This window comes from Actinoallomurus sp. NPDC050550, assembly GCF_040655075.1.
Taxonomy (GTDB): Bacteria; Actinomycetota; Actinomycetes; order Streptosporangiales; family Streptosporangiaceae; genus Actinoallomurus.
In genome coordinates, this window is sequence record NZ_JBFAJC010000015.1 from 21,490 (window position 1) to 46,796 (window position 25,307).

24 protein-coding genes and 1 pseudogene are annotated in these 25,307 nt (G+C 71.9%); 14 read left to right on the top strand and 11 right to left on the bottom strand.

The features are described from left to right. Positions 1-42 precede the first annotated feature (42 nt). From AB0I04_RS21665 to AB0I04_RS21685, 5 genes are all read left to right on the top strand, one after another. Complete coding sequence (locus tag AB0I04_RS21665) at positions 43-840, top strand: ATP-binding cassette domain-containing protein (protein WP_360887015.1); 798 nt, start codon at positions 43-45, stop codon at positions 838-840. Beyond that, a complete protein-coding gene (locus AB0I04_RS21670) occupies positions 837-1,526 on the top strand; it encodes an ABC transporter permease (protein ID WP_360887017.1) in 690 nt (229 codons plus the stop codon). The genes AB0I04_RS21665 and AB0I04_RS21670 overlap by 4 nt, the downstream gene beginning before the upstream one ends. Beyond that, a complete protein-coding gene (locus AB0I04_RS21675) occupies positions 1,523-2,200 on the top strand; it encodes an ABC transporter permease (RefSeq protein ID WP_360887019.1) in 678 nt (225 codons plus the stop codon). Before AB0I04_RS21670 ends, AB0I04_RS21675 begins: the two co-directional genes overlap by 4 nt. 28 nt (positions 2,201-2,228) lie before the next feature. Then, on the top strand, positions 2,229-3,167 hold the full coding sequence (locus AB0I04_RS21680) for an ABC transporter substrate-binding protein (protein ID WP_360887021.1): 939 nt from the start codon (positions 2,229-2,231) through the stop codon (positions 3,165-3,167). A gap of 74 nt (positions 3,168-3,241) precedes the next feature. Beyond that, the gene (locus AB0I04_RS21685) at positions 3,242-4,069 is read left to right on the top strand and encodes an AraC family transcriptional regulator (RefSeq protein ID WP_360887023.1); all 828 of its coding nucleotides are present in this window, start codon (positions 3,242-3,244) and stop codon (positions 4,067-4,069) included. Positions 4,070-4,111: 42 nt separating this feature from the next. On the opposite strand, the gene AB0I04_RS21690 is transcribed toward AB0I04_RS21685, so the two are convergent. Further along, entirely contained in the window at positions 4,112-5,569 is a 1,458-nt protein-coding gene (locus AB0I04_RS21690) for a serine/threonine protein kinase (RefSeq protein WP_360887437.1), read from the bottom strand. 126 nt (positions 5,570-5,695) lie between these two features. Continuing rightward, complete coding sequence (locus AB0I04_RS21695) at positions 5,696-6,325, bottom strand: helix-turn-helix domain-containing protein (protein ID WP_360887025.1); 630 nt, start codon at positions 6,323-6,325, stop codon at positions 5,696-5,698. A 155-nt stretch (positions 6,326-6,480) separates the two neighbouring features. Between AB0I04_RS21695 and AB0I04_RS21700 the strand changes: the two genes are divergently transcribed. Beyond that, positions 6,481-7,074 carry a hypothetical protein gene (locus AB0I04_RS21700; protein WP_360887027.1) on the top strand — a complete coding sequence of 198 codons (594 nt, stop codon included), beginning with the start codon at positions 6,481-6,483 and terminating at the stop codon, positions 7,072-7,074. Positions 7,075-7,338: 264 nt separating this feature from the next. Further along, positions 7,339-8,358, top strand: coding sequence for a DMT family transporter (locus AB0I04_RS21705; protein WP_360887029.1), 1,020 nt, complete (start codon positions 7,339-7,341; stop codon positions 8,356-8,358). Positions 8,359-8,388: 30 nt separating this feature from the next. Here the strand turns inward: AB0I04_RS21705 and AB0I04_RS21710 are convergent, their stop codons facing one another. Both AB0I04_RS21710 and AB0I04_RS21715 read right to left on the bottom strand, forming a co-directional pair. Beyond that, positions 8,389-9,294 carry a serine hydrolase gene (locus AB0I04_RS21710; RefSeq protein ID WP_360887031.1) on the bottom strand — a complete coding sequence of 302 codons (906 nt, stop codon included), beginning with the start codon at positions 9,292-9,294 and terminating at the stop codon, positions 8,389-8,391. Further along, positions 9,291-10,217, bottom strand: coding sequence for a LysR family transcriptional regulator (locus tag AB0I04_RS21715; protein WP_360887033.1), 927 nt, complete (start codon positions 10,215-10,217; stop codon positions 9,291-9,293). The genes AB0I04_RS21710 and AB0I04_RS21715 overlap by 4 nt, the downstream gene beginning before the upstream one ends. 82 nt (positions 10,218-10,299) lie before the next feature. On the opposite strand from AB0I04_RS21715, the gene bla reads away from it, so the two are divergent. Next, on the top strand, positions 10,300-11,238 hold the full coding sequence (gene bla / locus AB0I04_RS21720) for a class A beta-lactamase (protein ID WP_360887035.1): 939 nt from the start codon (positions 10,300-10,302) through the stop codon (positions 11,236-11,238). A gap of 166 nt (positions 11,239-11,404) precedes the next feature. On the opposite strand, the gene AB0I04_RS21725 is transcribed toward bla, so the two are convergent. Both AB0I04_RS21725 and AB0I04_RS21730 read right to left on the bottom strand, forming a co-directional pair. Continuing rightward, positions 11,405-11,563, bottom strand: coding sequence for a hypothetical protein (locus tag AB0I04_RS21725; RefSeq protein WP_360887037.1), 159 nt, complete (start codon positions 11,561-11,563; stop codon positions 11,405-11,407). Further along, on the bottom strand, positions 11,560-12,102 hold the full coding sequence (locus tag AB0I04_RS21730; RefSeq protein WP_360887454.1) for a hypothetical protein: 543 nt from the start codon (positions 12,100-12,102) through the stop codon (positions 11,560-11,562). Before AB0I04_RS21730 ends, AB0I04_RS21725 begins: the two co-directional genes overlap by 4 nt. 264 nt (positions 12,103-12,366) lie before the next feature. Between AB0I04_RS21730 and AB0I04_RS21735 the strand changes: the two are divergent. Further along, positions 12,367-12,678: pseudogene (locus tag AB0I04_RS21735) on the top strand (WHG domain-containing protein); the annotation flags it as partial. A 212-nt stretch (positions 12,679-12,890) separates the two neighbouring features. Next, complete coding sequence (locus AB0I04_RS21740; RefSeq protein ID WP_360887039.1) at positions 12,891-14,756, top strand: glycine betaine ABC transporter substrate-binding protein; 1,866 nt, start codon at positions 12,891-12,893, stop codon at positions 14,754-14,756. 128 nt (positions 14,757-14,884) lie between these two features. On the opposite strand, the gene AB0I04_RS21745 is transcribed toward AB0I04_RS21740, so the two are convergent. The 3 genes from AB0I04_RS21745 to AB0I04_RS21755 form a co-directional block, all read right to left on the bottom strand. Continuing rightward, positions 14,885-15,016 (bottom strand): hypothetical protein, encoded by a 132-nt coding sequence (locus AB0I04_RS21745; protein WP_360887041.1) that lies wholly within the window; start codon positions 15,014-15,016, stop codon positions 14,885-14,887. A gap of 45 nt (positions 15,017-15,061) precedes the next feature. Further along, the gene (locus AB0I04_RS21750; protein ID WP_360887043.1) at positions 15,062-16,594 is read right to left on the bottom strand and encodes an RtcB family protein; all 1,533 of its coding nucleotides are present in this window, start codon (positions 16,592-16,594) and stop codon (positions 15,062-15,064) included. A 262-nt stretch (positions 16,595-16,856) separates the two neighbouring features. Then, entirely contained in the window at positions 16,857-17,624 is a 768-nt protein-coding gene (locus AB0I04_RS21755) for an IclR family transcriptional regulator (RefSeq protein WP_360887045.1), read from the bottom strand. 78 nt (positions 17,625-17,702) lie between these two features. Between AB0I04_RS21755 and hutH the strand changes: the two genes are divergently transcribed. The 4 genes from hutH (at position 17,703) to AB0I04_RS21775 (ending at position 23,584) form a co-directional block, all read left to right on the top strand. Beyond that, the gene (gene hutH / locus AB0I04_RS21760; RefSeq protein WP_360887047.1) at positions 17,703-19,256 is read left to right on the top strand and encodes a histidine ammonia-lyase; all 1,554 of its coding nucleotides are present in this window, start codon (positions 17,703-17,705) and stop codon (positions 19,254-19,256) included. An 18-nt stretch (positions 19,257-19,274) separates the two neighbouring features. Continuing rightward, the gene (hutU, locus tag AB0I04_RS21765) at positions 19,275-20,927 is read left to right on the top strand and encodes a urocanate hydratase (protein WP_360887048.1); all 1,653 of its coding nucleotides are present in this window, start codon (positions 19,275-19,277) and stop codon (positions 20,925-20,927) included. Between the two features lie 93 nt (positions 20,928-21,020). Then, on the top strand, positions 21,021-22,214 hold the full coding sequence (locus tag AB0I04_RS21770; protein WP_360887050.1) for an allantoate amidohydrolase: 1,194 nt from the start codon (positions 21,021-21,023) through the stop codon (positions 22,212-22,214). Positions 22,215-22,258: 44 nt separating this feature from the next. Then, positions 22,259-23,584: a formimidoylglutamate deiminase gene (locus AB0I04_RS21775; RefSeq protein WP_360887052.1), complete on the top strand. Its 1,326-nt coding sequence runs from the start codon at positions 22,259-22,261 to the stop codon at positions 23,582-23,584. A gap of 202 nt (positions 23,585-23,786) precedes the next feature. On the opposite strand, the gene AB0I04_RS21780 is transcribed toward AB0I04_RS21775, so the two are convergent. Both AB0I04_RS21780 and AB0I04_RS21785 read right to left on the bottom strand, forming a co-directional pair. Beyond that, positions 23,787-24,227 carry a nuclear transport factor 2 family protein gene (locus AB0I04_RS21780; protein WP_360887054.1) on the bottom strand — a complete coding sequence of 147 codons (441 nt, stop codon included), beginning with the start codon at positions 24,225-24,227 and terminating at the stop codon, positions 23,787-23,789. A gap of 108 nt (positions 24,228-24,335) precedes the next feature. Next, positions 24,336-25,235 (bottom strand): LysR family transcriptional regulator, encoded by a 900-nt coding sequence (locus AB0I04_RS21785; RefSeq protein ID WP_360887055.1) that lies wholly within the window; start codon positions 25,233-25,235, stop codon positions 24,336-24,338. Between the last annotated feature and the right edge of the window lie 72 nt (positions 25,236-25,307).

Genomic DNA, 25,307 nt, shown 5'->3' on the forward strand with positions numbered 1-25,307 from the left:
TCGGGGCGGGTCGCGCACGTTGCAGGCAAGGGAGAGCCAGCCTTGATCAAATTCGACGGCGTCTCGAAACGGTACGCCGACGGCACGGTGGCCGTCGACGACCTCACGCTCGAAATACCCACCGGCCAGATCACGGTCTTCGTGGGCCCGTCCGGCTGCGGCAAGACCACGACGCTGCGGATGATCAACCGTCTGATCGAGCCGACCGGCGGCACCATCACGATCGACGGCGAGGACGTCCGCACCCAGGACCCGGCCCGCCTGCGCCGCGGCATCGGCTACGTCATCCAGCACGCCGGCCTGTTCCCGCACCGGACGATCGTCGACAACATCGCGACCGTGCCCTACCTGCTCGGCTGGGACAAGAAGAAGGCCCGGGCGACGGCCATGGAGCTGATGGAGCGCGTCGGCCTCGACACGAAGATGGCCAAGCGCTACCCCTTCCAGCTGTCCGGCGGCCAGCAGCAGCGCGTCGGCGTCGCCCGAGCGCTCGCCGCCGACCCCCCGGTCATGCTGATGGACGAGCCGTTCAGCGCCGTCGACCCGATCGTGCGCAACAGCCTGCAGGACGAGTTCATCCGGCTGCAGTCCGAGCTGCGCAAGACCATCGCGTTCGTCACCCACGACATCGACGAGGCGGTCAAGCTCGGGCACACCGTCGCGGTGTTCAAGGTCGGCGGCGTCCTCGCCCAGCACTCCACGCCCGACGAGCTGCTGGGCCACCCGGCCGACGCCTTCGTCAAGGAGTTCCTCGGCGGGGAGAAGGGGCTCAAGCGGCTGCGTTTCAACCGCGAGCTCGACCTGCGCGACGAGCCGGGCGTCGGGGCGGCGGAGCGATGATCCTCAGCGCCGCGGCGGACGGCGAGCCTTTCATCCGCTGGGACTGGATCGGCAACCACGCCGGCCAGCTCACCGACCTGACCGTGCACCATCTCAAGCTCGCTCTGCTGCCGATCCTGTTCGGGCTCGTGATCGCGATCCCGCTCGGCGTCATGTGCGTGCGGTGGCGCTGGCTCTACCCGCCGACGCTGGGCATCGCCAACATCCTGTACGGCGCGCCGTCGCTCGCGTTCTTCATGCTGCTCATCCCGTACTTCGGGATCGGTTCCGGTGGCAAGGCCGACTTCACGATCATCGTGCCGATGACGTTGTTCTCCCTGTCGGTCCTCGTGCCGAACGTCGTCGACGGGCTCCGTTCGGTCCCCGACCCGGTCCGCCAGGCGGCCACCGCCATGGGCTTCGGCACGCTGCGGCGGCTCGTCCAGGTCGAGCTGCCGATCGCGGTCCCGGTCGTCATCGCGGGCGCGCGGGTCGCCACCGTCGCCTCGATCAGCCTCGTCAGCGTCGGCGTGCTCATCGGCAACGGCGGCCTCGGGCAGCTGTTCATCGACGGGTACTCCCGTGACTTCACCACGCCTCTCGTCGTCTCCTGCGTGCTGATCATCGGCCTCGCCCTGGTCAGCGACGGCGTGCTCGTCGCCGCGCAGCGCCTGCTCACGCCCTGGGCCCGGAGGAGGACCCGATGAACCTCGCCGACCAGATCAGGGCCGCCTGGACCTGGCTCACCGCCTCCGCGAACTGGAGCGGTGGCGACGGGATCCCGCACCGGCTGCTCGAACACCTCGGGTACAGCGCACTGGCCCTGCTCATCGCCGCCCTCATCGCGCTCCCGCTCGGCGCGCTCGTCGGCCACACCGGACGCGGCGGGTTCGTCGTCGTCACCGTCGCCAACTTCGCGCGGGCCGTCCCCACCCTCGGGCTGGTCCTGCTCGTCGTGACGGTGACCTCGATCGGCCTGACCCCGGTGATCGTCCCGTTGATCGCGCTGGCGACACCGCCGATCCTCGTCAACACGTACGAGGGCGTCCGCGGCGTTGACCCCGACATCAAGGACGCCGCCCGGGGGATGGGCATGACCGGCACGGGGATCCTGCTCAAGGCCGAGGTGCCGGTGGCGCTGCCGCTCATCCTCCTCGGCCTGCGCACCGCCGCCATCCAGGTCGTCGCGACCGCCACCATCGCCGCGTACGCCGGCATCGGAGGCCTCGGCCGCTACATCGTCGACGGCCTCTCCCGGAAGGACTACCCGTCGGTCGTCGGCGGTTCCGTGCTCGTGGTCCTCCTGGCCGTCGCCGTCCAGGTCGCCTTCGCCGGCATCCGGCGGGCTGTCGTGTCCCGCGGCCTGCGCAACCAAGCCTGAGCTCATGATTCACAGGGAAGGAACCATCATGATCCGCATTGTCCGTGGGGCCGCCGTCGGCGTGGCCGTCGCACTGGCCCTCACCGCCTGCGGAGGCAGCGGTGACAAGAGCGGCGGCAACCCGCTCGATCAGAAGAGCGCCGGTGGCGGCGGCTCGGGAGGCGTCGTCGTCGGATCGGCCAACTTCCCCGAGAGCCAGCTGCTCGGCGAGGTCTACGCCCAGGCCCTCGAGGCCAAGGGCGTCAAGGTCACCAAGAAGTTCAACATCGGCAGCCGCGAGATCTACTACGACCAGGTCAAGTCCGGCGCCATCACCGTGATGCCGGAGTACAACGGCGCGCTGCTGACCACATCGGTCGACAAGACCAGCAAGGCCGTGACGACCGACGAGGTGAACGCCGGGCTGAAGGCGAAGCTGCCCGCTTCGCTGGAGATCCTCGACGCCTCCAAGGCCGAGGACAAGGACTCGGTGACGGTCAACTCCCAGACCGCCGCCAAGTACCACCTCAAGTCGATCGCCGACCTCAAGCCGGTCGCCGGGCAGCTCACGATCGCCGGCCCGTCGGAGTTCAAGACCCGCGAGCAGGGACTGGTCGGGCTGGAGAGCAAGTACGGGCTGAAGTTCAAGAAGTTCCAGCCGTTCGACGCCAACGCGCAGACGACGCTGGTCAAGCTGCTGAAGAACGACAGCATCCAGGCCGCCGACCTGTTCACCACCGACCCGACGATCGCGGCCAACAAGTTCGTCGTGCTGGAGGACCCCCAGAACGTCTTCAGCGCGCAGAACGTCGTGCCGCTGGTCTACAAGGCCAACCTGAACGACACCGGCCGCACCGCCCTCAACGCGGTGTCGGCCAAGCTCACCACCGCCGACCTGCTCGCCATGATGACCAAGGTCGTCGGCGACAAGCAGGACCCGAGCGCCGTCGCCAAGGACTGGCTCAAGCAGGCCGGCCTCGGCGGCTGACCCGTCGCCGATCACGTACCGTGGCCCCTCGGCGATCGCCGAGGGGCCACGGTAGGTCCGGAAGGGAGTGTGCGGTGAGCGCACGAGAACTGGCGCAGTGGACCAGGGCGCGGCTCGGCCCGTGCGGGCCGCCGCTCGACCTGCTCACCGCCCGCTTCGACAGGCACGTCTACGCCCCGCACGCGCACGACGAATTCACCGTCGGCGTCTGCGTCGGCGGCGCGGAGTCCATCGACTACCGCGGCGGCCGCATCCGCACGGGCGCGGGCTCCGTCATCGTCCTCGAGCCAGGAGAGATGCACACCGGCGGTCCCGCCACGCCCATCACCGGCTACGCCTACCTCGCGCTGTACGCCGACCCCGCCCTGCTCACCGACGGCACCCGCGGCGGCCTCCCGCACTTTCGCGAACCGCTCCTCGACGACCCCGAACTCGCCGAAGCCCTGCGCGCCGCGCACGTCGACATCGTTCGCTGCCCCGACCCTTTCGAGGTGGAGTGCCGCCTCCCCTGGCTGCTGACCGCCCTCGCCCGCCGGCACTCCACCGCCCGCCCGGCGAGCGACACGGTCCCGGGCGCCGCCCGGATCGCCCGCACCGTCCGCGACCGCCTCGCCGACGACCTCACCGCCCCGCCCTCGCTCGCCGGCCTCGCCGCCGAGCTGGGCCTGTCCCGCTACCAGCTCCTACGCGCCTTCCGCACGGCGACGGGGGTGCCCCCGTACGCGTGGCTCGCGCAGTACCGGGTGACCAGGGCCCGCGCGCTCCTGGAGTCCGGACTGCGACCCGCCGAGGTGGCCGCACTCGTCGGCTTCGCCGATCAGGCGCACCTCACCCGGTGGTTCCGGCGGGTACTGGGGGTCACCCCGGCGGCGTACCGCACCAGCGTGGCTAAAGCGGCATAGCGCAGCAGCGTGTGGCGGGCCTGTCAACAGGAGCCATGCGCATCACCGATGCCAGCGCTGGCCGGTGTAGTTCCCGCAGGGGTTGGTCACCAGGGCGACGTAGTTGGCGGGAGGCCCGTCCGTGTCCAGGCACAGACCGCTGGTGAGGTTGGTGAACTGGCCGGTGCCGGGGTTGTAGCGCCACTGCTGGCCGCTGTAGTTCCCGCACGGGTTCAGTACGGCGTTGACTCCTCTGGCGGGGGCTCCGGCCGTGTCGAGGCACAGGCCGCTGGGCGGGTTGACGAGGTGATAGGTGCTCTGGTCGTAGCTCCAGCGCTGGCCGCTGTAGTTCCCACAGTCACGGACTTGCACGTGGACACCGGAGCCCTGCGGGCCGTCGGTGTCGATGCACAGTCCGCTGGCGGTGTTGGTGATCGGGCCCCGGTCCGGAGTGGGTGATTGCGTGCTGGGCTGCGGGTCGGGTGCGGACGAGGTGGCCGGCTCGGGGCTCGTGGGTGATGCCGAGGGTGTGGCGCTGATGGCGGGCGAGGTCGCCGTCGTGGCCAGGCCGCTGTTTCCCACTCCGGTATTTCCGTTGGATGCGGCCAGGGCCAGCGCGACGGCGCTGCCCGCGACGAGCACGACCGCGCCCAGACCCGCGTACGGGGCGAGTCGCCGGGCACCGTGAGAGTCGAACCGTGTTGTCAGCCGGCGGGTGCGAAATTGCCCTTCCTGAGGTGGAGGAGACGGCGAGCCGGTGAGCTCGGAGAGCACCTGGGGAACGGACGGTCGGGCGGCGGGATCCTTGGCGAGGGCACGGGCGACGAGTCGGCGAAGGTGCGCCTCAAGGCCGTCCAGATCAGGCTCGGCGTGCTGGACCCGGTCGTTGGTCTCGGCGCCGCCGGCACCGGCGAAGGGAGGACGGCCCGTGCCCGCGTAGGCGACGACAGCGCCCCAGCAGAACACGTCGGCGGCCGGGAGCGGCCGGCCACCGGCCAACAGCTCAGGTGCGATGTAGCCGGGGGTGCCGATGACCGTCCCTGAACGCGTCAACTGCCCGGTGGCGTCCAGAGCGCGGGCGATTCCGAAATCGATGACCCGCGGACCGAACGGTGACAGCAGCACGTTGGAGGGTTTGAGGTCCCGATGGATCAACCTGGCCTCGTGGATGGCGGTCAGGGCCGTCGCGATACCGACCGCGAGCGCGTCGAGATCGGCTCCGCGCAGCGGGCCGTGGGCGGACACCGCCTCCTGCACGGTCGGGCCGTCGATGAAGTCGGTGGCCACCCACAGCGGGTCCTGGTCAAGACCGGCGTCCAGGACCGGCGCCGTGCAGAACCGCCGCACCCGCCGCGCCGCCTCCACCTCCTGCCGGAACCGCTCGCGGAACTCAGGCTCGCGCGCCAGTTCGGCGTTGATGACCTTCACCGCGACACGCCGTCCGTCGCTGTCTTCGGCAAGCCACACTGTCCCCATTCCGCCGCGGCCCAGCCGGCGAACAACGCGGTACCGCCCGATCATCTCGACCACGCCAGAAGCATGACAGACAAACACTCGTGTCTGACAGCTCAGCCGTTCCCTTTGGAGACGACAACGATCGTTTGTGGTCGCTGTGTGCTGCTTCGTGGCCCGATGCTGTGCGAGTGCTCAGTGAAGGACGGTGAGCAGGCCCTCGACGCCGCGTTGGAATGCGGCGCCGACGCTCTCGACGCCGTCGAGGTGGGCGCCGGTCATGGCTCCGTCGCGCATCATGACGAAGTGTCTTGCGGCGTGCTCTGGTTTGCCGCGCCGCGGTGAGGCCCCGAAGACCTGCGCGAACAGCTCCGTGAGCGTGGTCACGTACCAGGCTCGGTGATCGAGGACCACCTGGCGCACCGGGTCGCTGGGGTCGGGGTACTCGTTTGCGGCATTGAGGAAGGCGCACCCGCGGAATTCTGGTTTGGCCAGGTCGTCGGCGACGGCGGTGCCGATCGTGCGCAGCGCGTCGGCCGGTGACGGCGCGGCTTCGATGGCGGCCTGCGTGTCGGCGCGGATGTGGGCGTCGACGCCGCGCAGGTAGGCGAGCACGAGGTCTTCCTTCGAGGGGAAGTGTCGGTAGAACGTCGCTCGCGTGGCCGGGGCCTCGGCGAGGATCCGCTCGACCCCGACCGCACGGATCCCCTCGCGGTAGAACAGCGCGCTGGCCGTGGACAGCAGCCGTTCCCGGGCCTCGGACCGCCCCTGCCTCCCCGAGCTGCTCTTCTGGCCGTCGGGCGCGGAGCGGATCGGTGTCGCCATGAACCGACCGTAGCAGAAAGAACGATCGGTCTTGCAATCACCGGCAACGTCTGCCAAGCTCTTGCGCTGCAAGAGAGAACGGTCTTTCTACCTGGAGGCGCCATGCCGAGCCGAGGCGCGACCAGCACGATCCACCCGAATGAAGGGAATCCGTCATGACCACCGCCACCGCCCCGGCTGCGACGGGTGTCGCACCGACACTTCGGCGCCTCTACTTCGTGCGTTTCGGGTTCGCCCTCGTCTGGGCGATCCTGCTGTTCCCGACCGCGTCCAGCATCAACCCGCTGACCGCGGTGCTGCTCGTGCTGTACCCGGTGTTCGACGTGGCCGCCGCCGTCGTCGATGCCCGCTCCGCGCGGGTCGACGTGGCCGGCGGATCCGCGAACGCGTCCGCCCCAGGTCTCTACGTCAACATCGCGATCAGCACCCTCGCCGCCGTCGGACTCGCCGTCGCCCTGACCTCCGGAATCCCGGCCGTCCTGCGAGTCTGGGGGCCGTGGGCCGTCGTGGCCGGCATAGTGCAGCTCGTGGTGGCCATCCGGCGGCGCCGACTGGGGGGACAGTGGGCGATGATCGCCAGCGGGGCCATCTCCGTGCTGGCCGGCGTGTCGTTCTTCCTCATGGCGTCGAGCGCGGGAGCTTCTTTGGCCAATGTGGGCGGCTACGCCCTGCTCGGCGGCGTCTTCTTCCTCGTCTCCGCGCTGCGCCTCGGACGGAAAGTCCGCCAGAGCACCAGTGGGAGAAACTGACATGACCGACCACACCACGGGGTGCGCGGCCGGCCCCGCAACCGCTGGGCCCGCCGCACACGTCCGCGCGTTCGCCGTCATCCTCAGCCGCTGACAACAGCCACTCACAGTCACCGCTTCACGGACTTTGCGCCAGATCCGCTACACGCGGACGAAACCACACCGGCGTGGCAAGGGTTGCGTAGGCGCAGCAGCGTGGGCAAGGGCGGCACGGCCGCAACAGCGTTCAAGACGGCGCCCGCCGGCCCGGCCGATACTCGCCGCATGACTGCACGCGGTTGGCTCCTCTTCTCCCTGATGGGAGTGGTCTGGGGCGTCCCCTATCTGATGATCAAGGTGGCGGTGGACGCGGTGTCCCCGTTCACGGTGGTGTTCACGCGCTGCGCGCTCGGTGCCGTACTGCTGCTGCCTTTCGCGCTGCGGCAGGGCGGCCTCGGCCGCGCCGTACGGGCGCACTGGCGTCCCCTGCTGGCCTTCGCGTGCATCGAGATCATCGTCCCCTGGTTCACCCTCAGCGACGCCGAGCGGCACCTGTCCAGCTCCACGGCGGGCCTGCTGATCGCGGGCGTGCCGATCGTCGGAGTCGCCGTGGCCCGCTTCTTCGGCGACACGGACCGGCTCGGGCCCCGGCGGGCGGCCGGCCTGACGGTGGGCCTCGTGGGGGTCGCGGTTCTCACCGCACCACATCTGACCGGCGGCGACGCCCGCTCTCTCGGCGAGGTGCTGCTGACCGTGCTGGGGTACGCCACGGCCCCGCTGATCGCCGTCCGGCACCTGAAGAACGTCACCTCGCTCCAGCTCACGGCCGCCTGCCTGACCCTGGCCGCCCTGGTCTACGCACCTGCGGCCGCCGTCACCGCTCCGTCCGCCATGCCGTCCGCCGAGGTCCTGGCCGCCCTCGCCGGTCTCGGCGTCGTGTGCACCGCGGTCGCCTTCGTGGCCTTTCTGGAGCTGATCAAGGAGGCGGGTCCGGCCCGTGCCACCGTGATCACGTACGTCAACCCGGCGATCGCGGTGGGGGCCGGGGCGGTCTTCCTGCACGAACCGCTGACGCCCGGCATCGTCACCGCCTTCGCCCTGATCCTGGCCGGCTCGGTCCTGGCGACGGCAGGTCCCGCCGCCGCCGGTGAGCCGGGCGACGGGACCAGTGCCGTCCGCCGGACCGATGCGCCGCACACGCCCGATGCGCCGCGTCCAGGTGATGCCTCGCGTACAGATGATGCGTCGCCTGACGCGCCGCCCCCGCCCGAGGCCTTGGTCGGCATGGCGGACGGGCCCGGCTGACGGCCGCGTTGCGCCTCCCGGGGCGCGTCGTCACATCGCGCGCAGGCGGTCACGGAGGGCTCGTGCGACCTGGCCCATCAGTGCCTCGGCCCCTGGCTGGTGCATCGCCGGCACCCGTGACTCGGTGAGCGCGGCCACCCCGAAGACGCGGCCGTCGGCGTGCTCGACCACGCCCACCTCATGGCGGAGGTTGAGGAGCGTCCCGGTCTTGGACGACCAGCGGGAGGCGTCGGAGCTCAAGTCGGGCGCCAGCCGATGCCGCAGCATGTTGTCGCCCATGAGGCCCCGGACCCGCTCGGCGACGTCCGCGCCGATCTTCGAGGGGGTCCACAGCGCCTGCAGCAGGTCCAGGAAGGCCCGGGCGGAGCCGGAGTTCGCGAGCGTCACGTCGAGCTGCGGGATCCGGTGGCCTCGCCCGGTGGTCCCCGCCTCGATGGCGAGGGCATGGGCGAGGTGGACGTCCTCCCGGGGCAGGAGCTCGGCCAGGGTCTCGGCGAGGTCGCGCATGGTGTGCCGGACCGTGATGCCCCGTACGCCGAGCTCGTGCAGGATCGCCGCGACCTCGGCGGGCGGGGTGAGGGTGAACAGCGCGTCCGTCGCGGCGTTGTCGCTCACCGTCATGCTGAGGTGCAGCAGGTCGTCGACGGCGATCTCGGCCGGATGACGGAACCTGCTCAGCCCGGCCGGTCCGGGAGATGTGACGCCGCCCGGCCCCACCAGGAGCCGTGTGGCGCCGTCGAGCTCTCCCCGCCGGATGCGCTCGAGGGTGGCGAGGGCCAGCGGGATCTTCACGAGCGAGGCGACCGGGAACTCCAGGTCCGGCTCGATGCCGATCTCGTCGCCCGAGTGCAGGTCCCGGACCAGGAACGAGCCGCCGAGTCCCGCGTCGTCCAGCGTCCCCCGCAGCTCACGGATCAGGCCCTCGACGCTCGTCACCGCTCACCTCCAGCCGTCGTCTCACCCGCCGGGCCTGCGTCCCGGCCGGGCCGGTGAGCGCCCAGGCACCGGGCGATCTCCTCCCGGAGCCGGGTCCGTACGCGCTCCGCGTCGTCGCCGATCGCCGCGGCGACCTCGAAGCCGCGCGCGACCTGGAGATCGCCCACCGAGCGCCAGTGCAGGCCGAGGTCCTCCGCCTGCTTGGGCGAGCATAGGAGGAGATCGCCCGCGCCCACGACCTCCGCCGTGGCGGCCACGAGCGAGGGCGCGACGGCGACCTGGGCGGGCTGCAGACCGACCGCGTCGCGCATCCGGAACACGCGGTCCCGGATGTGGGGGACGTCGTCCTCGGGCTGGATCCAGATCCGGCGTCGCCGCGCCGACAGCGGTGCCCGGCCCGCGCGGAGACTCTCGAGGTGGACCGTCCGGGTGGGCGGGTCGGCCGTGCCGGCCAGCCCGAGCCGTACGGTCCAGGTCCCGTCGTCCGGCGGAACCGCCGTCAGGGCGGCGCGGACGTCCCGGGACCGGACGAGCTCGGCCCGTTCGGCCGGGGGCGCCGGATGGAAGTCCAGGTAGACGCCCTTGCGGCGGGCCTCCGTGTCCAGCACCGCCAGGTCGAGGACGCCGCAGACGTCGGGGACGGCGAGGCGAAGCGGGCTCAGCTTGGCGCGCTCGGCCTCGTGCTCCATGGCCTCGGCCAGGCGGACGAGGCGTTTGGCCGACGGGAGCATGTCGCGGCCGAACCGCGTGAGCGTCACCCGGCGGGACGACCGGTCCAGCAGGCGCTCGCCGAGGTGCTTCTCCAGGGCGGCGATCCGACGGCTCGCCACCGACTGCGGGATGCGCGTCGCCGCCGCGCCCTCCGTGAAGCTGCCGTGCTCGCTCACGTTGACGAACGCTCGCCAGGCTCCGAGGACGTCCACGACCAGAGTCTATGCCGGAACAGCATCGATCAGCCGACTTTCGTCTTTGACGGCATACGAGCGCCGCCGTGAGACTCCGGCCATGACCAACGCACGACAGGAAGACCGGTCCATCCGCCGCCGCGCCGGGGTGGCGGCGCTCGCCATCCTCGCGCTGGCGCCCCTGACGGCGTGCGGCACGGCCGGCCACGCGACCACGGCGTCCGCGAAGGTGAGCGCCACGGCGACACCCGCCGCCGAGCGGACCGACCAGGTCTTCCAGTCTCTGGAGAAGCAGCACGACGCGCGCCTCGGCGTCTGGGCGCTCGACACCGGGACGGGACGGGTCGTGAGCTGGCGCGCCGGCGAACGGTTCGCCTATGCCTCCACGCACAAGGTCCTGAGCTCCGGCTCCGTCCTGCGCCAGGACTCGATGAAGCGGCTCAACACGGTCGTCAAGTACACCTCGCAGGACCTCGTCAACTATTCCCCGATCACCGAGAAGAACGTCGACAAGGGGATGACGGTCCGCGCGCTGTGCGACGCCGCGCTCCGCTACAGCGACAACACGGCGGCCAACCTCCTCTTCCGGGAGCTGGGAGGGCCGAGCGCCCTCCAGGCCGCGCTGCGGCGGATCGGGGACGTCACCACCCACGTCGACCGCAACGAACCGACCCTCAACACCGCCATCCCGGGCGACGTGCGTGACACGACCACGCCACAGCAGATGGGCCTCGACCTGCGGAAGTACGCCCTCAGCCCGCTGCTGCCGGGGCCCAAGCGCGCCATGCTCATCGACTGGATGCGGCGGAACACCACCGGCGACGCGCTGATCCGCGCAGGTGTCCCGTCCGGATGGACCATCGGCGACAAGACCGGATCCGGCGACTACGGAACGCGGAACGACATCGCGGTCGCCTGGCCGCCGCACCGGGCCCCGATCGTCATCACGATCTTCACCACCCGGTCGACCAAGGACGCCAAGACCGACGACGCGCTCGTCGCGGCCGCCGCCAAGGTCGTGGCCGGCCGGCTGAGCTGACCTCGCGTACGGCCGCTCGCGGGCGGTCGATGAACCCCGTCTCGTACGGTCGCCCTCCGATCAGGACGGCCGTCCGCGGCGGACCGGCGCCGTACGGACGTCCCGAAAACGCCCCGAAGACGTCCCGAAGACGTCATGGGACGTCCGTACGGCATCACGACATCGGTCAGAAGAAGCCGACGACCCGGCGGACGCGGCCGTCGGTGAACTCGGAGTAGGTCGAGTCCTCCGTCAGGGTCGCCTTGATGAGGGCGTCCCGGCAGGCGTCGTCCCGCTCGTTCCAGATCTCCAGGTACTGCTTGATGAGGTCGACGGTCTCGCTCATGAGCCGATTCCTTCCAGTGTTTCGACGGTGGTGGTGTCCTGCGGCGCGGGCGCCGAGGGACGTTTGAGGATGAGGGCGATCAGCCCTCCAGCGGCCGTCACGGCGGCCGCCGTCCAACCGGCGGCGTGCAGGCCGCCGAGGACGCGGGCCGGGGTCGGGCGCGCGCCGGGTCCCGCGTTGGCCACGGCGACGAAGACGGCCAGCCCCATCGCGCCGCCGATCTCCTTGGCGGTGGTGGCCAGCCCGGACGCGACGCCCTGCTCGGCCGGGGCCACGCCGGACCCGGCGGCGACGAACACCGCGACGAAGGCGACGCCGCCGAAGAAGTCCCACAGCACGCTGCCGGGCAGCAGAGCCCAGAAGGTGCCGTTCGCCGAGATGCCGCCGACGAGAGCGGTGATCCCCGCGCCGGCGCCGAGCATGCCGAGGCAGAGCGTGGCGCGGAAACCCCACCGGCCGAGCATCATCGGCGCGGCCTTCAGCGTGTTCTTGGGAGGCTCCCGTTGTTCACCTGCCGAGGCTGCGGCGTCGTTGCGCACGCGGACCACAATGCTTCCCGCGTCCTGGCCCGAAGAGGCCAGAACGCGTGGGATGCGGGGCGGACGTCACACGTCCCGGCCACCAGCCCACCCAGGCTGACGGCCAAGACGCAGCAGACCACCTCACAGCCAGTGAGGCTCTAGCCGCAAGCTCGGACCCTCAAGACCGAGAAGTTGACCGCCGCGCCCATGCCCAGGCCCGCTCCTAGATCGCGTACGGACCGGTTGCGTCAGGCGTGATCAGCGGACGGAGCGGCGCGTGAGGCCGATCACCGGGCCTGCGGCGGCCTGACCGGCCTGGTCGCCGCCGCCTGGCCGCGGGCGAAGGCCCTGCACGACGGCGACTACGACTGGTCCGACTTCGACCCTGGTCTGGTCGCGCAGGTCCGGCGGGACTTCCCCGGCTTGCCCCCGGCCGCCGTGGCCCTGGCGCTGCGCGTCTGGGGCCGCATGCACGGGCTGGTGGCCCTGGAGATCTACGGGCACATCGGCCCGCTGGCCAACGACCCGGCGGCCCTGTACCGCGCGGAGATGTGCGACCTCGTACGCTCGCTGGGCCTGGAGCCGCCCGCCTGACGGCAATTTCGGATTTGCCGCACAAAAAGGCGCGCCCTTTGAGGGGTATTTGCCGAGCCTCACGCCCGTCGATCTTTGGCATGAGCCTGCTCGTCGAGAGGCCGGCGGGAATTCGCGCATTTTCCCGGCCGTGACGGGGAGCTCTGATCCGTTTCAGTGCGTGACAATGGTCCCGAATCCGGCTTGCGCGTATTCCGGGGAAGGGAAGTGTGATGCGCGACATCGACCCGCTGCGCCCCGAGGATCCCGAGCGGATCGGCGACCACCGGCTCACCGGGCGGCTGGGCGAGGGCGGTCAGGGCGTCGTCTATCTCGCGGAGGACGGTGACGGTGGCCGGACCGCCGTCAAGGTCCTGCATGCCCGGCTGCTGCGCGGCACCGGGGCGCAGGCCGGATTACGCGACCAGATGGCCCTGATGCGGCGGGTGGCGGATTTCTGCACCGCGAAGGTCCTCGATTTCGGCATGTACGGCGACCGCCCCTATATCGTCAGCGAGTACATCGACGGCCCGTCGTTGCAGACACTTGTCGAGACCGACGGCCCGCTGCGCGGCGGCGCGCTCGAGAGGCTGATGGTCGGCACGGCATCGGCGCTGGCGGCCACCCACCAGGCCGGCGTCCTGCACCGGGACTTCACGCCGAACAACGTCCTCATCGGCGCCGACGGGCCGCGAGTGATCGATTTCGGCATCGCGCGGGCGCTGGACACCGACGCGACGACCACCAGCGGGCTCGTCGGCACCCCCGCGTACACCGCGCCCGAGCGGCTGCACGGGGAGCGACCGGGCGCGGCGGCCGACGTCTTCGGCTGGGCGGCGACGATGACGTTCGCCGCCACCGGGCGGCCGCCGTTCGGCACCGAATCCGTCGCCACGGTCCTCAACCGGATCCTGAACGACGAGCCCGGCCTCGACGACGTTCCCCGGCCGTTCCGTGACGTGATCGGCCGGTGCCTGGCCAAGGACCCGGAGCGGCGGCCGGACGCCCGCGATGTCCTGCTGCGGCTGCTCGGCTATGCGGAGGGCGAGGCGGCCACGGCGGACGCCCCGGAGAAGCCCCTGCGCGCGGATCGGCTGACCGTCGACCGGCCGGATCGGTTCACGCGGGGGTTGACGACGCCCGTGCCACGGCCACGGCGGTGGTGGCACGGGCGGGGCCGGGCGCTGATCGCGGCCGGTGTCGCCGTCGCCGCCATCGGCGGCTCGGCCATGGCGTTCGCCCTGAGCCCTGGCGGCCGGCCCCACCGGCCCGTGACGCCTCCGTCCGTCCCGTCCACGGTCACGGTGGGCTCGGCCAACTTCCCCGAGAGCCACCTGCTCGGCGAGATCTACGCGCAGGCGCTCGAGGCGAAGGGCATCAAGGTCATCCGGAGATTCGACCTCGGCGACCGGGAGACCTACTTCAAGCAGGTCGCGTCGGGACAGATCCAGGTGATGCCCGAGTACAACGGCGCGCTCGCCGAGTCGCTCGACTACACCGGCGAGGCGGTCGGTACGGACGAGGTCAACGCGGTGCTGAGACGCGTGCTGCCGGCCCAGCTCGAGATGCTCGCCTCCGCGCCGGCGGAGGACAAGGACTCGGTCACGGTGTCCAAGGAGACCGCCGACCGGTACCACCTGCGCACCATCGCCGATCTCGCGCCCGTCGCGGGCCGGCTCGTGATGGGCGGGCCGCCGGAGTTCCAGACGCGGCACCAGGGCCTGGTCGGGCTGCGCGGAACGTACGGACTGGGGTTCCGCAGCTACCAGCCGTTCGAGACCGGGGACCGCGACACCATGATCCAGCAGCTCAAGAACGGTGTGATCCAGGCGGCGAACCTCTTCACGACCGAGCCCGCGATCGCCGAGAACCACTTCGTCGTCCTGGCCGATCCGAAGCACCTCTTCAGCGCGCAGAACGTCACACCGCTGATCTACCGGTCCGCGCTGAACACCATCGGGCGGGCGGCACTGGCCGCCGTCTCGGCCAAACTGACCACCGAAGACCTGCTGACCATGAACACCAAGATCTCGATCAACGAGGTCGATCCCGCGGCCGTGGCCAAGGACTGGCTGCAACGGACCGGCCTCCTCGAGTGAGGCCGGGCCTGGAGCCGGGTGCCGTGACGGGGTGCCACCGGCACCGGAACCGCCCACGCCGACTCTCCGGCGGACGCCGTCACCGGCAGCACCGGGACCACACGCCCCAGCGCGGCCGACGGCGCCGACTACTGGACGCCCGAACGCATGGCCGCCGCCACTCCCGCCGCCGAGCCCACCGACACCTCCACCACTCCGTCCAGCACGCCGTCGTCGGGAATCTCGCAGAGCGGTTCCGGCAGCCTGCCCGCAGGCGCCACGGCCGCCCCGGGACCGCCACATCACGGTCAGTCCCAGTAGGCCGATCAGCCTTTGACGGTGAGCAGCGGGCGGAGCTCGACGACCGGGTCGGCGACGCCCGCCCGGCCCAGACTGGAGACGACCGGGCCGATGTCCTTGTAGACCCAGGGCGCCTCCTGCTTGAGGTCGCGGCGCCACGCGGCCATCACGTCCGACCGGCGGGTCACGGCCGGGTCGTGGTGGTCGAGCGGCGTGACGACCCGGAAGTCCCGCAGGAAGGCGTCCAGGTCGGCGTCGCTTCCGCGGGAGGCGGCGCCGCGGGGGACGCGGCGGCCCGCGCCGTGGCAGGCGCTGGCCAGCGTACGGGGGTTCCCGTGCCCGCGCAGGACGAAGCTGGCCGCGCCCATCGAGCCCGGGACGATGACCGGCTCGCCCCACATCGCGTACGGCCCGCCGGCCGCCTCGGCGTACCCGCCGGCCGGCGTCGCGCCCTTCCGGTGGACGACGTGGCCGTCGTCGCCCTGCCAGAGCAGGTTGTGCGGAGCGTCGTACACCGCCTCGCCCGAGAGCTCCCCGCACTCGGCGGCCAGCCCGGTGCGCAGCATGAGCGCGAGGAAGAACCGGTTGCCGACCGCGAAGTTCGCCGCGTTGCCGAACGCGTCGAGGTACCGCCGCCGCGCCCCCTCGGATCGCTCGTCCAGCAGCAGGGGCAGGATTCCGTTGTCCGGCAGCGGCACGCCGCGCGGCCACATCGCCTTCGCCTGCTCCAGACCGGTGGCGTTGGCCTGGTGCCCCAGGGACAGCGAGCCGCTGTGCACCATCAGCACCACCTGGCCGGGCGTGAAGCCCCAGGCGTACGCGGCCTGCCGGTCGCGCACGGCGGCGACGTACTGCAGCTCCGCGAAGTGGTTCCCGCCGCCGACACTGCCGATGATGCTGTCGTAACTGGTGCCGCCCGCGCTGTCGATCCAGTCGCGGAACGCCTCCGCGGTCGTCGTCGGGTACCGCGCGGCGTGGATCCGTCCGGGATCCGCGTCACCGGGTCGCAGAGCGGACCACACCCCGTCGGCCGCCGGACGTCCCGCGTCCAGCAGCCCGGGCAGGCCGTCGCGCAACAGCGCCTCGCGTTGCACGCCGGACAGCGCGATCCGCCGGCCGCCCTCGAAGAACAGGTGCCGGAGCCGCCGCTCCAGCGCGTCGAGGCGCGGGCGCACCTCGTCGACGGTCAGCGACGTCGTCTCCAGCCGCATGCCGCAGTTGATGTCGTTGCCGACCGCCTGGGGGATCAGCGCGCCGCGGGTCCGCAGCACGGTGCCGATCGGGATGCCCGCGCCCTTGTGCAGGTCGGGCGTGAGCGCGACGCGGTCGATGGCGGCGCCCGGGTGCCCGGTCGCCGCCGCGAGCCCCTCGAGCGTGCCGGCGGTCTCCAGCACGGTGAGGATCTCGTCGATCGCGCTGGACTCGATCGGCACGTCCGGTCCGGCGCAGATGTCGACGGGAATGTCCCATCGGTTGGGCAGGGTGAGCCAGTCATCGTCGACGCGGACGAGCCGGGGGTCGGGAGAGGAGGCGAGGGTCCGCCGCTTGGAGGTGGTCATGAGAACTTCCTGATGGCTGCTGGTATGAGGGTGTGCGTGGATGGCGCCGCCATCCGTCGATCGATGGCGCACGGGATGCCGCCAGAACGGGTCCGGCGACGTGCTCCCCGGGTTCAGCAGCCGCAGGGAGGATCAAGCCTAACGATCGCGATCAACGCGGTCGACCGGATATCCGCCGGACAGACGGCGGGTCGGCTCGGCCGACCCCTCGCGGACGCGGGCGGCGACGCTTCCGTTTCGCGGCATGCCCGAATGTCGCGGATCACTCGGGGGCGTGGCCGGACAGGCGACGGGTGAGCTCGGCGGACGCCTCTCGTACGCGGGCCGCGATGTCCGGCCACTCGTCCTCGTCCCGGGTCTCGCGGCGGAACGTCACGGTGATCGCGGCGGCGGGCCGGCCGACATGGTCGAAGCTGCACGCCGCGATGCTGGCGAACCCCTCGGTCACGTGGCCGTCCTCGACCGCCCAGCCGCGCCGGGCGTCCTCGGCGAGCAGCCGCCGCAGCTCGCGCAGGGACTTCGGCCCGGTGCCGGTGCGGTCGACGAAGGCCCCGGGGAACAGCGCGCGGACCTGCGCGGCCGGCAGGTGGGCCAGCATCGACCGGCCGCTGGCGGTGAGGTACGCCGGCAGCCGTACACCGACGTCCGTCACCAGGGTCGCGTGGTGGCGCGGCTGCTCCTTCAGCAGGTACAGCGTCTCGGCGCCGTGCAGGACGCCGAGCTGGCCGATCTCGCCGAGCCGGTCGACGAGGCGGACGAGCAGGGGGCGGGCCAGCCGTTCGAGAGGCCCCTGCCGCAGGTACGCCGAGCCGATCTCGAACGCCGTCACGCCCAGGCCCCACAGCCGGTCCTCGGGCAGGTAGGTGACGAAGCCGTCCTCGGCCATGGCGGTGAGCAGGTGGTACGTGCTGGACCGAGGCAGCGAGAGCTCCCGGGCGATCGCGGACGCGGCGAGGGGCCGGGCGGACGACGCGAGCAGCCGGAGCACGGCGAGCGCGCGCCGCGCCGCGGGGACCTGTTCGACGGCCATCCCACAGAGTCTCGCATCTCAGACATCAGCACCGCCCCCCGGGCCCCGGCCACCGGGCGGGTCGAGTGCAATAGAGGCATGGATACGACCAATCGTGCGTCTGTCGACGTCGGGGTGGGGCCGCTCGCCTTCGACCAGGTCGTGGCCGTCGCCCGGCACGGCGTGCGGGTCGCGCTGACCGATGAGGCCCTCAAGGCGATCGCCGTCGCCCGGGCGCACGTCGACGAACTCGCCGCGCGGCCGACGCCCGCGTACGGCATCTCGACCGGCTTCGGCGCGCTGGCCACCCGGCACATCCACGAGGACCTGCGGGCCAAGCTGCAGCTGAACATCGTCCGCTCGCACGCCGCCGGTTCCGGACCGGAGGTGGAGGCCGAGGTCGTCCGGGCGATGATGCTGCTGCGGCTGAGCACGCTCGCCACCGGGCGTACGGGCGTGCGGCCGGTGACCGCCGAGACCCTCGCCGCGCTGCTCAACGCGGGGATCACGCCGATCGTGCACGAGTACGGCAGCCTCGGGTGCTCCGGCGACCTGGCGCCGCTCTCGCACGTGGCCCTCGCGCTGATCGGCGAGGGCGAGGTGCGCGACGCCGACGGGCGGCTGCGCCCCGCTGCCGAGGCGCTCGCCGAGGCGGGCATCGAACCGCTGAGCCTCGTCGCCAAGGAGGGCCTGGCCCTGCTCAACGGCACCGACGGCATGCTCGGCATGCTCGTGCTGGCCATCGAGGACCTGCGCCGGCTGCTCACGGCCGCCGACGTCGCCGCCGCGATGAGCGTCGAGGCGCAGCTCGGCACCGACCGGGTCTTCGCCGCCGACCTTCAGGAGCTGCGGCCGCACCCCGGTCAGGGCGTCAGCGCCGCCAACCTGCGGGCCCTGCTCGCCGACTCGGCGATCATGGAGTCGCACCGGGGCCCCGACTGCACGCGCGTGCAGGACGCGTACTCGCTGCGCTGCTCGCCGCAGGTGCACGGCGCCGCCCGCGACACCCTCGAGCACGCCGCCCTCGTCGCCGGGCGCGAGCTGGCCTCCGCGATCGACAACCCGGTCGTGCTGCCGGACGGCCGGGTCGAGTCCAACGGCAACTTCCACGGCGCGCCCGTCGCGTACGTCCTGGACTTCCTCGCGATCCCGGTCGCGGACGTCGCGTCGATCTCCGAGCGCCGCAGCGACCGGATGCTCGACGTCGCCCGGTCGCACGGGCTGCCGGCGTTCCTCGCGGACGACCCGGGCGTGGACTCCGGCCACATGATCGCGCAGTACACCCAGGCGGGCATCGTCTCAGAGCTGAAGCGGCTCGCGGTCCCCGCCAGCGTCGACTCGATCCCCAGCTCCGCCATGCAGGAGGACCACGTCTCGATGGGCTGGAGCGGCGCGCGCAAGCTGCGACGGGCCGTCGACGGCCTGACCCGCGTCGTCGCGATCGAGATCCTGACCGCCGCCCGCGCCCTCGACCTGCGCGCGCCGCTGCGCCCCGGGCCGGCCACCGGCGCGGTGGTCACCGCCCTGCGCTCCCGGGTGCCCGCGCCCGGACCGGACCGCTACCTGGCTCCGGAGATCACCGTCGCGGTCGACCTCGTCCGCGACGGTTCCCTCGTCGCCGCCGCCGAATCCGTCACCGGCCCGCTGGCCTGAGTTAAGGAGACAGAGAGAATGGGTCCTCGCCCCGTCCGCGCGCCGCGCGGCACGACGCTGAGCGCCAAGGGCTGGCAGCAGGAGGCCGCCCTGCGCATGCTCATGAACAACCTCGACCCGGAGGTGGCCGAGCACCCCGACGAGTTGATCGTGTACGGCGGGTCCGGCCGGGCGGCGCGCTCGTGGGACGCGTTCGACGCGATGGTCCGCTCGCTGCGCTCGCTCGAGGCGGACGAGACGCTGCTCGTCCAGTCCGGCAAGCCGGTCGGCGTCATGCGCACCCATGAGTGGGCGCCGCGCGTGCTCATCGCCAACTCCAACCTCGTCCCGCAGTGGGCGACGTGGGAGGAGTTCCGCCGCCTGGAGGCGCTCGGCCTCACGATGTACGGCCAGATGACCGCCGGGTCGTGGATCTACATCGGCACGCAGGGCATCCTGCAGGGCACGTACGAGACGTTCGCGGCCGTGGCGGCCAAGCGGTTCGGCGGCTCCCTCGCCGGCACCATCACGCTCACGGCCGGGCTCGGCGGCATGGGCGGCGCGCAGCCGCTCGCCGTCACCATGAACGATGGCGTCGCGATCTGCATCGAGTGCGACCCGTCCCGCATCGACCGCCGCGTCGAGCACCGCTACTGCGACGTGCGCGTCGACGACCTCGACGAGGCCCTGCGCCTCGCCGTGGAGGCCCGCGACGCCCGCCGCCCGCTGTCCATCGGCCTGCTCGGCAACGCCGCCGACATCGTGCCGAAGCTGCTGGAGATGGGCGCGCCGATCGACGTCGTCACGGACCAGACCTCGGCGCACGACCCGCTGTCGTACCTGCCGCGGGGCGTCGCGTTCGAGGACATGGCGGACGAGCGCGCCAAGGACCCGGAGGGCTTCACCACCCGGGCCCGCGAGTCGATGGCCGCGCACGTCGAGGCGATGGTCGGGTTCCAGGACGCCGGCGCGGAGGTCTTCGACTACGGCAACTCGATCCGCGGCGAGGCGCAGCTCGCCGGGTACACCCGCGCGTTCGACTTCCCGGGCTTCGTCCCCGCCTACATCCGGCCGCTGTTCTGCGAGGGCAAGGGCCCGTTCCGGTGGGCGGCGCTGTCCGGCGACCCGAAGGACATCGCCCGTACGGACAAGGCGATCCTCGACCTGTTCCCCGAGAACGAACAGCTCGCCCGCTGGATCAAGATGGCGGGGGAGAGGGTCCACTTCCAGGGCCTGCCCGCGCGGATCTGCTGGCTCGGCTACGGCGAGCGCGACCGGGCCGGCCTGGAGTTCAACAAGCTCGTCGAGACCGGCGAGATCAGCGCCCCGATCGTCATCGGCCGCGACCACCTCGACTCCGGCAGCGTCGCCTCGCCGTACCGCGAGACCGAGGGCATGGCCGACGGCTCCGACGCGATCGCCGACTGGCCGCTGCTGAACGCCCTGGTCAACGCCTCGTCCGGTGCGTCCTGGGTGTCGATCCACCACGGCGGCGGCGTCGGCATCGGCCGGTCCATCCACGCCGGGCAGGTGTCGGTGGCCGACGGCACGCCGCTCGCCGCGCAGAAGCTCGAGCGGGTGCTGACCAACGACCCGGGAATGGGCGTCATCCGGCACGTCGACGCCGGCTACGACCGCGCCGCCGAGGTCGCGGCCGAGCGGGGTGTCCGCGTCCCGATGAACGAGCAGTAGGACCAGGCCGCAGGCGGTAGGCGCAGGCGCTCCTCCGCTCCGCTCGCCTCATGGATAGTGGGGTGAGCGGAGCGGTGTCCGTGAGGAGAGGGAATGGGCTTCGAGAAAATGTGGCGGGAGCTGCTCCCGATCGGGCGCGTCTCCGGCGGCGGCTACCGGCGGTTCTCCTGGACGGCCGCCGACCGGGAGTGCCGCGCCTGGTTCGCCGAGGAGGCGGACCGGCGGGGGCTGACCCTCGAGGAGGATCGCAACGGCAACCTCTTCGCCTGGTGGGACGTCCCCGGAGATCGCCGGGACGCCGTGCTGACCGGCAGCCACCTGGACTCCGTGCCGGACGGCGGCGCGTTCGACGGGCCGCTCGGCGTCGTGTCGGCCCTGGCCGCCGTCGACCTGCTGCGCGAGCGCGGCGTGACACCGGCACGGCCGCTGGGGATCGCCGTCTTCGCCGAGGAGGAGGGCGCCCGGTTCGGCGTCGCCTGCCTCGGGTCCCGTCTGCTGACGGGCGCCATCGACCCGGTACGGGCCCGCGCCCTGCGCGACGGCGACGGCGTGACCTGGGCCGACGCCATGGCCGCCGCCGGGCACGACCCTGCGGCGATCGGCCCGGACGCCGACCTCCTCGCGGGCATCGGCTGCTTCGTCGAGCTCCACGTCGAACAGGGCCGGGCCCTCGAGACGCCCGTCGGGGTGGCGAGCGCGATCTGGCCGCACGGCCGCTGGCGGTTCGACTTCACCGGTCAGGGCAACCACGCCGGCACCACGCTGCTGCGGGACCGCCGGGACCCCATGCTGCCGTTCGCGCACACCGTGCTGGCCGCCCGTGACGCCGCCGCCCGGCACGAGGCGGTCGCGACCATGGGCAAGGTCCGCGTGACCCCGAACGGCGTCAACGCCATCCCCTCGGCCGTCCAGGCCTGGCTCGACACCCGTGCGCCGGACGACGCCGCCGTACGCGCGACCGTCGGCGACATCCGCGCCGCCGCCGAGAAGGCCGCCCGCGAGCACGGCGTCGAGGTGGCCCTCGCGGAGGAGTCCTACACGCAGGTCGTGGACTTCCACGCGGAGCTGCGCGACCGGCTCGCCAAGGCCCTCGGCGGAGTGCCCGTCCTGCCGACCGGCGCCGGGCACGACGCGGGCATCCTGTCGGCGCATGTCCCCACCGCGATGCTGTTCGTCCGTAACCCGACGGGTGTCTCGCACGCGCCTGAGGAGCACGCCGACCCCGCCGACTGCGTCACCGGGGTCGATGCGCTCGCCGCCGTCCTGGAGGACCTGGTCACCCCATGAAACCGCACGCCGAGACCGGCGACCGCCCCAGAGGACCTGGTCGGATGAGACTGCATGCCGAACACGCCTGGCTCGGCGACCGCGTCGCGGCCGACGTTCTCCTGGAGGTCGCGGGGGAGCGGCTGGTCCGGGTCACCCCGGGCGTGCCCGCCCCGCCGGACGCCGAACGCCTGCCCGGACTGACCCTGCCCGGCATGGCCAACGTGCACTCCCACGCCTTCCACCGCGCGCTGCGCGGGCGGGTCCAGGCAGGCAGGGGCGACTTCTGGACCTGGCGCACCCACATGTACGAGGTCGCGGCCCGGCTCGACCCGGACTCCTACCTGGCGCTGGCGCGGGCGGTGTACGCCGAGATGGCGCTCGCCGGGATCAGCTGCGTCGGTGAGTTCCACTACGTCCACCACGCCCCGGGCGGCACGCCGTACGCCGACCCGAACGCCTTCGGCGCGGCGCTGCTGCAGGCCGCCCGCGAGGCCGGCATCCGGATCACGCTGCTCGACGCCTGCTACCTGACCGGCGGGATCGGCAAGGATCTGGAAGGGCCGCAGCTGCGGTTCGGTGACGGCACCGCCGACGCGTGGGCCGAACGCGTCGAGGACCTGCGCGCCGGTGATCACGCGCGGATCGGCGCCGCCATCCACTCCGTACGCGCCGTGCCCGGCGACCAGATCCGGACCGTCGCCCAGTGGGCCCGCGGGCGCCGCGCCCCGCTCCACGTCCACCTGTCCGAGCAGCCCGCCGAGAACGAGGCGTGCCTGGAGACGTACGGCGTGACGCCCACGCAGCTGCTCGCCGACCGGCGGGCACTCGGCGGCCGGACCGTCGCCGTCCACGCCACCCACCTCACCGCCGACGACATCGGCCTGCTCGGCGCGAGCCAGAGCGGCGTGTGCATGTGCCCGACCACCGAACGCGACCTCGCCGATGGCATCGGGCCGGCCCGTGAGCTGGTCGCGGCAGGGTCGCCGCTGTCGCTCGGCTCCGACCAGCACGCGATGATCGACCTGTTCGAGGAGGCCCGCGCGGTCGAACTCGACGAACGGCTCCGCACCCGCAGGCGCGGCAACTGGACGGCCGGCGAGCTGCTGGCCGCCGCGACCTGCAACGGCCACTCGGCCCTGGGCTGGTCCGAGGCGGGCCGCATCGAGCCCGGCTCGTACGCCGACCTGGTGACCGTGGACCTGAACTCGGTCCGGTTGGCCGGCGCCGCCCCCGGCCACCTCGCCGAGTCGGTCGTCTTCGCCGCCTCCCCGGCCGACGTCCGCCACGTCGTGATCTCCGGGAAACAGATCGTTCGCGACGGCCGCCACCTCCTCATCGACGACGTCGCCGGCGCCCTGAGCGACGCGATCACCGCCCTGACCGACTGACCTCGCTCGACCGGATCGGCGGCGAGCCCAAGCCTGAGCGCGGCCTCGAAGACCGGCTCGATCCTGCGCGGCCGGTGACGCCCCGGTCAGCGCGGACCGGGGCGTCACCGGCGGCCTCAGCGCCGCGCCGCCGGCCTGCGAAACCATGCCGGCGGCGGGGTGGGCGGGACCGCCGGGCGACGTCCCGGACTTCCGCGACTCGTCAGGGCTCGAGGTCGGTCACTCCTTTGCCGCTTGCGATATCGAACGGCACAGAAGCCTGGTCGTGCACGATCAGCCAATCGCCGTCGATCTTCCGGAAGCAGAAAGTGGCCCGGACCCACATACCGCTCGTCGCCGTCCCGTTCTGCAGCGTGCCGCTGAGCCGGCCGAAGCAGTGCCCGAATGCCATGTCATCGCCCACGGTGAGCGCCAGATCGCGAACCTCATAAGTCACGTCCTGGAAGAACGTGAACGCGCTCGTCCAGTTCTTCAATTTCGCCGCTACTCCTACATGCTGCAGCGGCGGCTCGACGTCGAAGGAAACGACGTCCGTCGCGTAAATCCGCTTCAGGCCCTCGAGATCCTTGGCCCGGATTCCTTCGACTATCTTGCCGATCTGCTGCCTGATCTCGGCTTCGTCTACCTCGTGTTGCGTGGGCATCGCTACCCCATCCCTTCCATTCGGCGTGGAATCTTGGCTTCTTCGCCAGTACGACGACACAGCGCCTTGGAATGTGAGGCCCCGTGCCCGCTGGTACGCCATGTGCCGTCATCCGCCGTTCTCTTGTGCTTCGGCGGTGAGCCAGTTCCAGCCGGTGATCGTGGTGCGCATCAGGCGGGCGGCGGTCGACAGGTGGCTGTCGGCGCCCCAGAACAGCGTGAGCGTGCGACGGCAGTCGGGGCTGTCGACGGCGGTCCAGGCGAGCGGGGCACGGATGGCCGCACGCCGGGCGAAGGCGGGAACGAGACTGACGCCGAGTCCCGCGCTGATCAGGCCCGCGATGGCGCTGAGCTCGTCGACTTCGCAGACGATCTTCGGCGTGAGGTCTCGTGCGGTGAAGAGCCGATCGAACAGGCGCCGTTGCCAGTGCCCCTCGCGGGCGATGATGAACGGCTGGTCGGCGAGCTCGTCGATGCTCACCGCCGTACGGCCCGCCAGCGGGTGGTCGAGTCGCGTGCCCACCCCCACCGCCTCATCGAGCAGCCGCACCTGCTCCAGGCCCTCGGCGTGGATCGGCTGGGAGGCGACACACAGATCGACGTCCTGGGCTCGCAGGCGGCGGGCCATGTCCTCGGCCGGCGACCACTGGAGTTCGACCTCGACGGAGGGGTGAGCGCGCTTGTAAGCCGCCAGCGGCCCGGTGAGGGTGAGGAAGGTCTCCGACGCCAGCCTCACGGTGCGCACACCCTCGCTTGCGGCCTCGGCGACGGCTCGCCTGCCCGCCTCGAGCTCGCCCAGGGAGCGTTCGACGTAACCGCGGAAGAGCCTTCCGGTCTCGTTCAGCCGGAGGCGGCCGCCCCGGTCGAAGAGCGGCGTGCCGAGCTCGCCCTCCAGCCGGGCGATGGTGCGGCTCAGTGACGGCTGGGCGATGCGGAGCTCGTCGGCCGCGCGGCTGAGGTGCTCCAGCCGCGCCACCACGAGGAACTGCCTGAGCGAGTTCAGATCCATGGGCCCTCATGCCTTTATGTGCATAACAAGATAGCAATATTGATCTTAGACAAGATAACTCAGAAGGCATAG

Coding starts and splice junctions, on each gene's coding strand:
- AB0I04_RS21670 (WP_360887017.1), top strand. CDS start 837: ATGATCCTCAGCGCCGCGGCGGACGGCGAGCCTTTCATCCGCTGGGAC.
- AB0I04_RS21675 (WP_360887019.1), top strand. CDS start 1,523: ATGAACCTCGCCGACCAGATCAGGGCCGCCTGGACCTGGCTCACCGCC.
- AB0I04_RS21680 (WP_360887021.1), top strand. CDS start 2,229: ATGATCCGCATTGTCCGTGGGGCCGCCGTCGGCGTGGCCGTCGCACTG.
- AB0I04_RS21690 (WP_360887437.1), bottom strand. CDS start 5,569: ATGATCGGGCGGTACCGCGTTGTTCGCCGGCTGGGCCGCGGCGGAATG.
- AB0I04_RS21695 (WP_360887025.1), bottom strand. CDS start 6,325: ATGGCGACACCGATCCGCTCCGCGCCCGACGGCCAGAAGAGCAGCTCG.
- AB0I04_RS21700 (WP_360887027.1), top strand. CDS start 6,481: ATGACCACCGCCACCGCCCCGGCTGCGACGGGTGTCGCACCGACACTT.
- AB0I04_RS21705 (WP_360887029.1), top strand. CDS start 7,339: ATGACTGCACGCGGTTGGCTCCTCTTCTCCCTGATGGGAGTGGTCTGG.
- bla (WP_360887035.1), top strand. CDS start 10,300: ATGACCAACGCACGACAGGAAGACCGGTCCATCCGCCGCCGCGCCGGG.
- AB0I04_RS21725 (WP_360887037.1), bottom strand. CDS start 11,563: ATGAGCGAGACCGTCGACCTCATCAAGCAGTACCTGGAGATCTGGAAC.
- AB0I04_RS21740 (WP_360887039.1), top strand. CDS start 12,891: ATGCGCGACATCGACCCGCTGCGCCCCGAGGATCCCGAGCGGATCGGC.
- AB0I04_RS21750 (WP_360887043.1), bottom strand. CDS start 16,594: ATGACCACCTCCAAGCGGCGGACCCTCGCCTCCTCTCCCGACCCCCGG.
- AB0I04_RS21755 (WP_360887045.1), bottom strand. CDS start 17,624: ATGGCCGTCGAACAGGTCCCCGCGGCGCGGCGCGCGCTCGCCGTGCTC.
- hutH (WP_360887047.1), top strand. CDS start 17,703: ATGGATACGACCAATCGTGCGTCTGTCGACGTCGGGGTGGGGCCGCTC.
- hutU (WP_360887048.1), top strand. CDS start 19,275: ATGGGTCCTCGCCCCGTCCGCGCGCCGCGCGGCACGACGCTGAGCGCC.
- AB0I04_RS21770 (WP_360887050.1), top strand. CDS start 21,021: ATGGGCTTCGAGAAAATGTGGCGGGAGCTGCTCCCGATCGGGCGCGTC.
- AB0I04_RS21775 (WP_360887052.1), top strand. CDS start 22,259: ATGAGACTGCATGCCGAACACGCCTGGCTCGGCGACCGCGTCGCGGCC.
- AB0I04_RS21780 (WP_360887054.1), bottom strand. CDS start 24,227: ATGCCCACGCAACACGAGGTAGACGAAGCCGAGATCAGGCAGCAGATC.
- AB0I04_RS21785 (WP_360887055.1), bottom strand. CDS start 25,235: ATGGATCTGAACTCGCTCAGGCAGTTCCTCGTGGTGGCGCGGCTGGAG.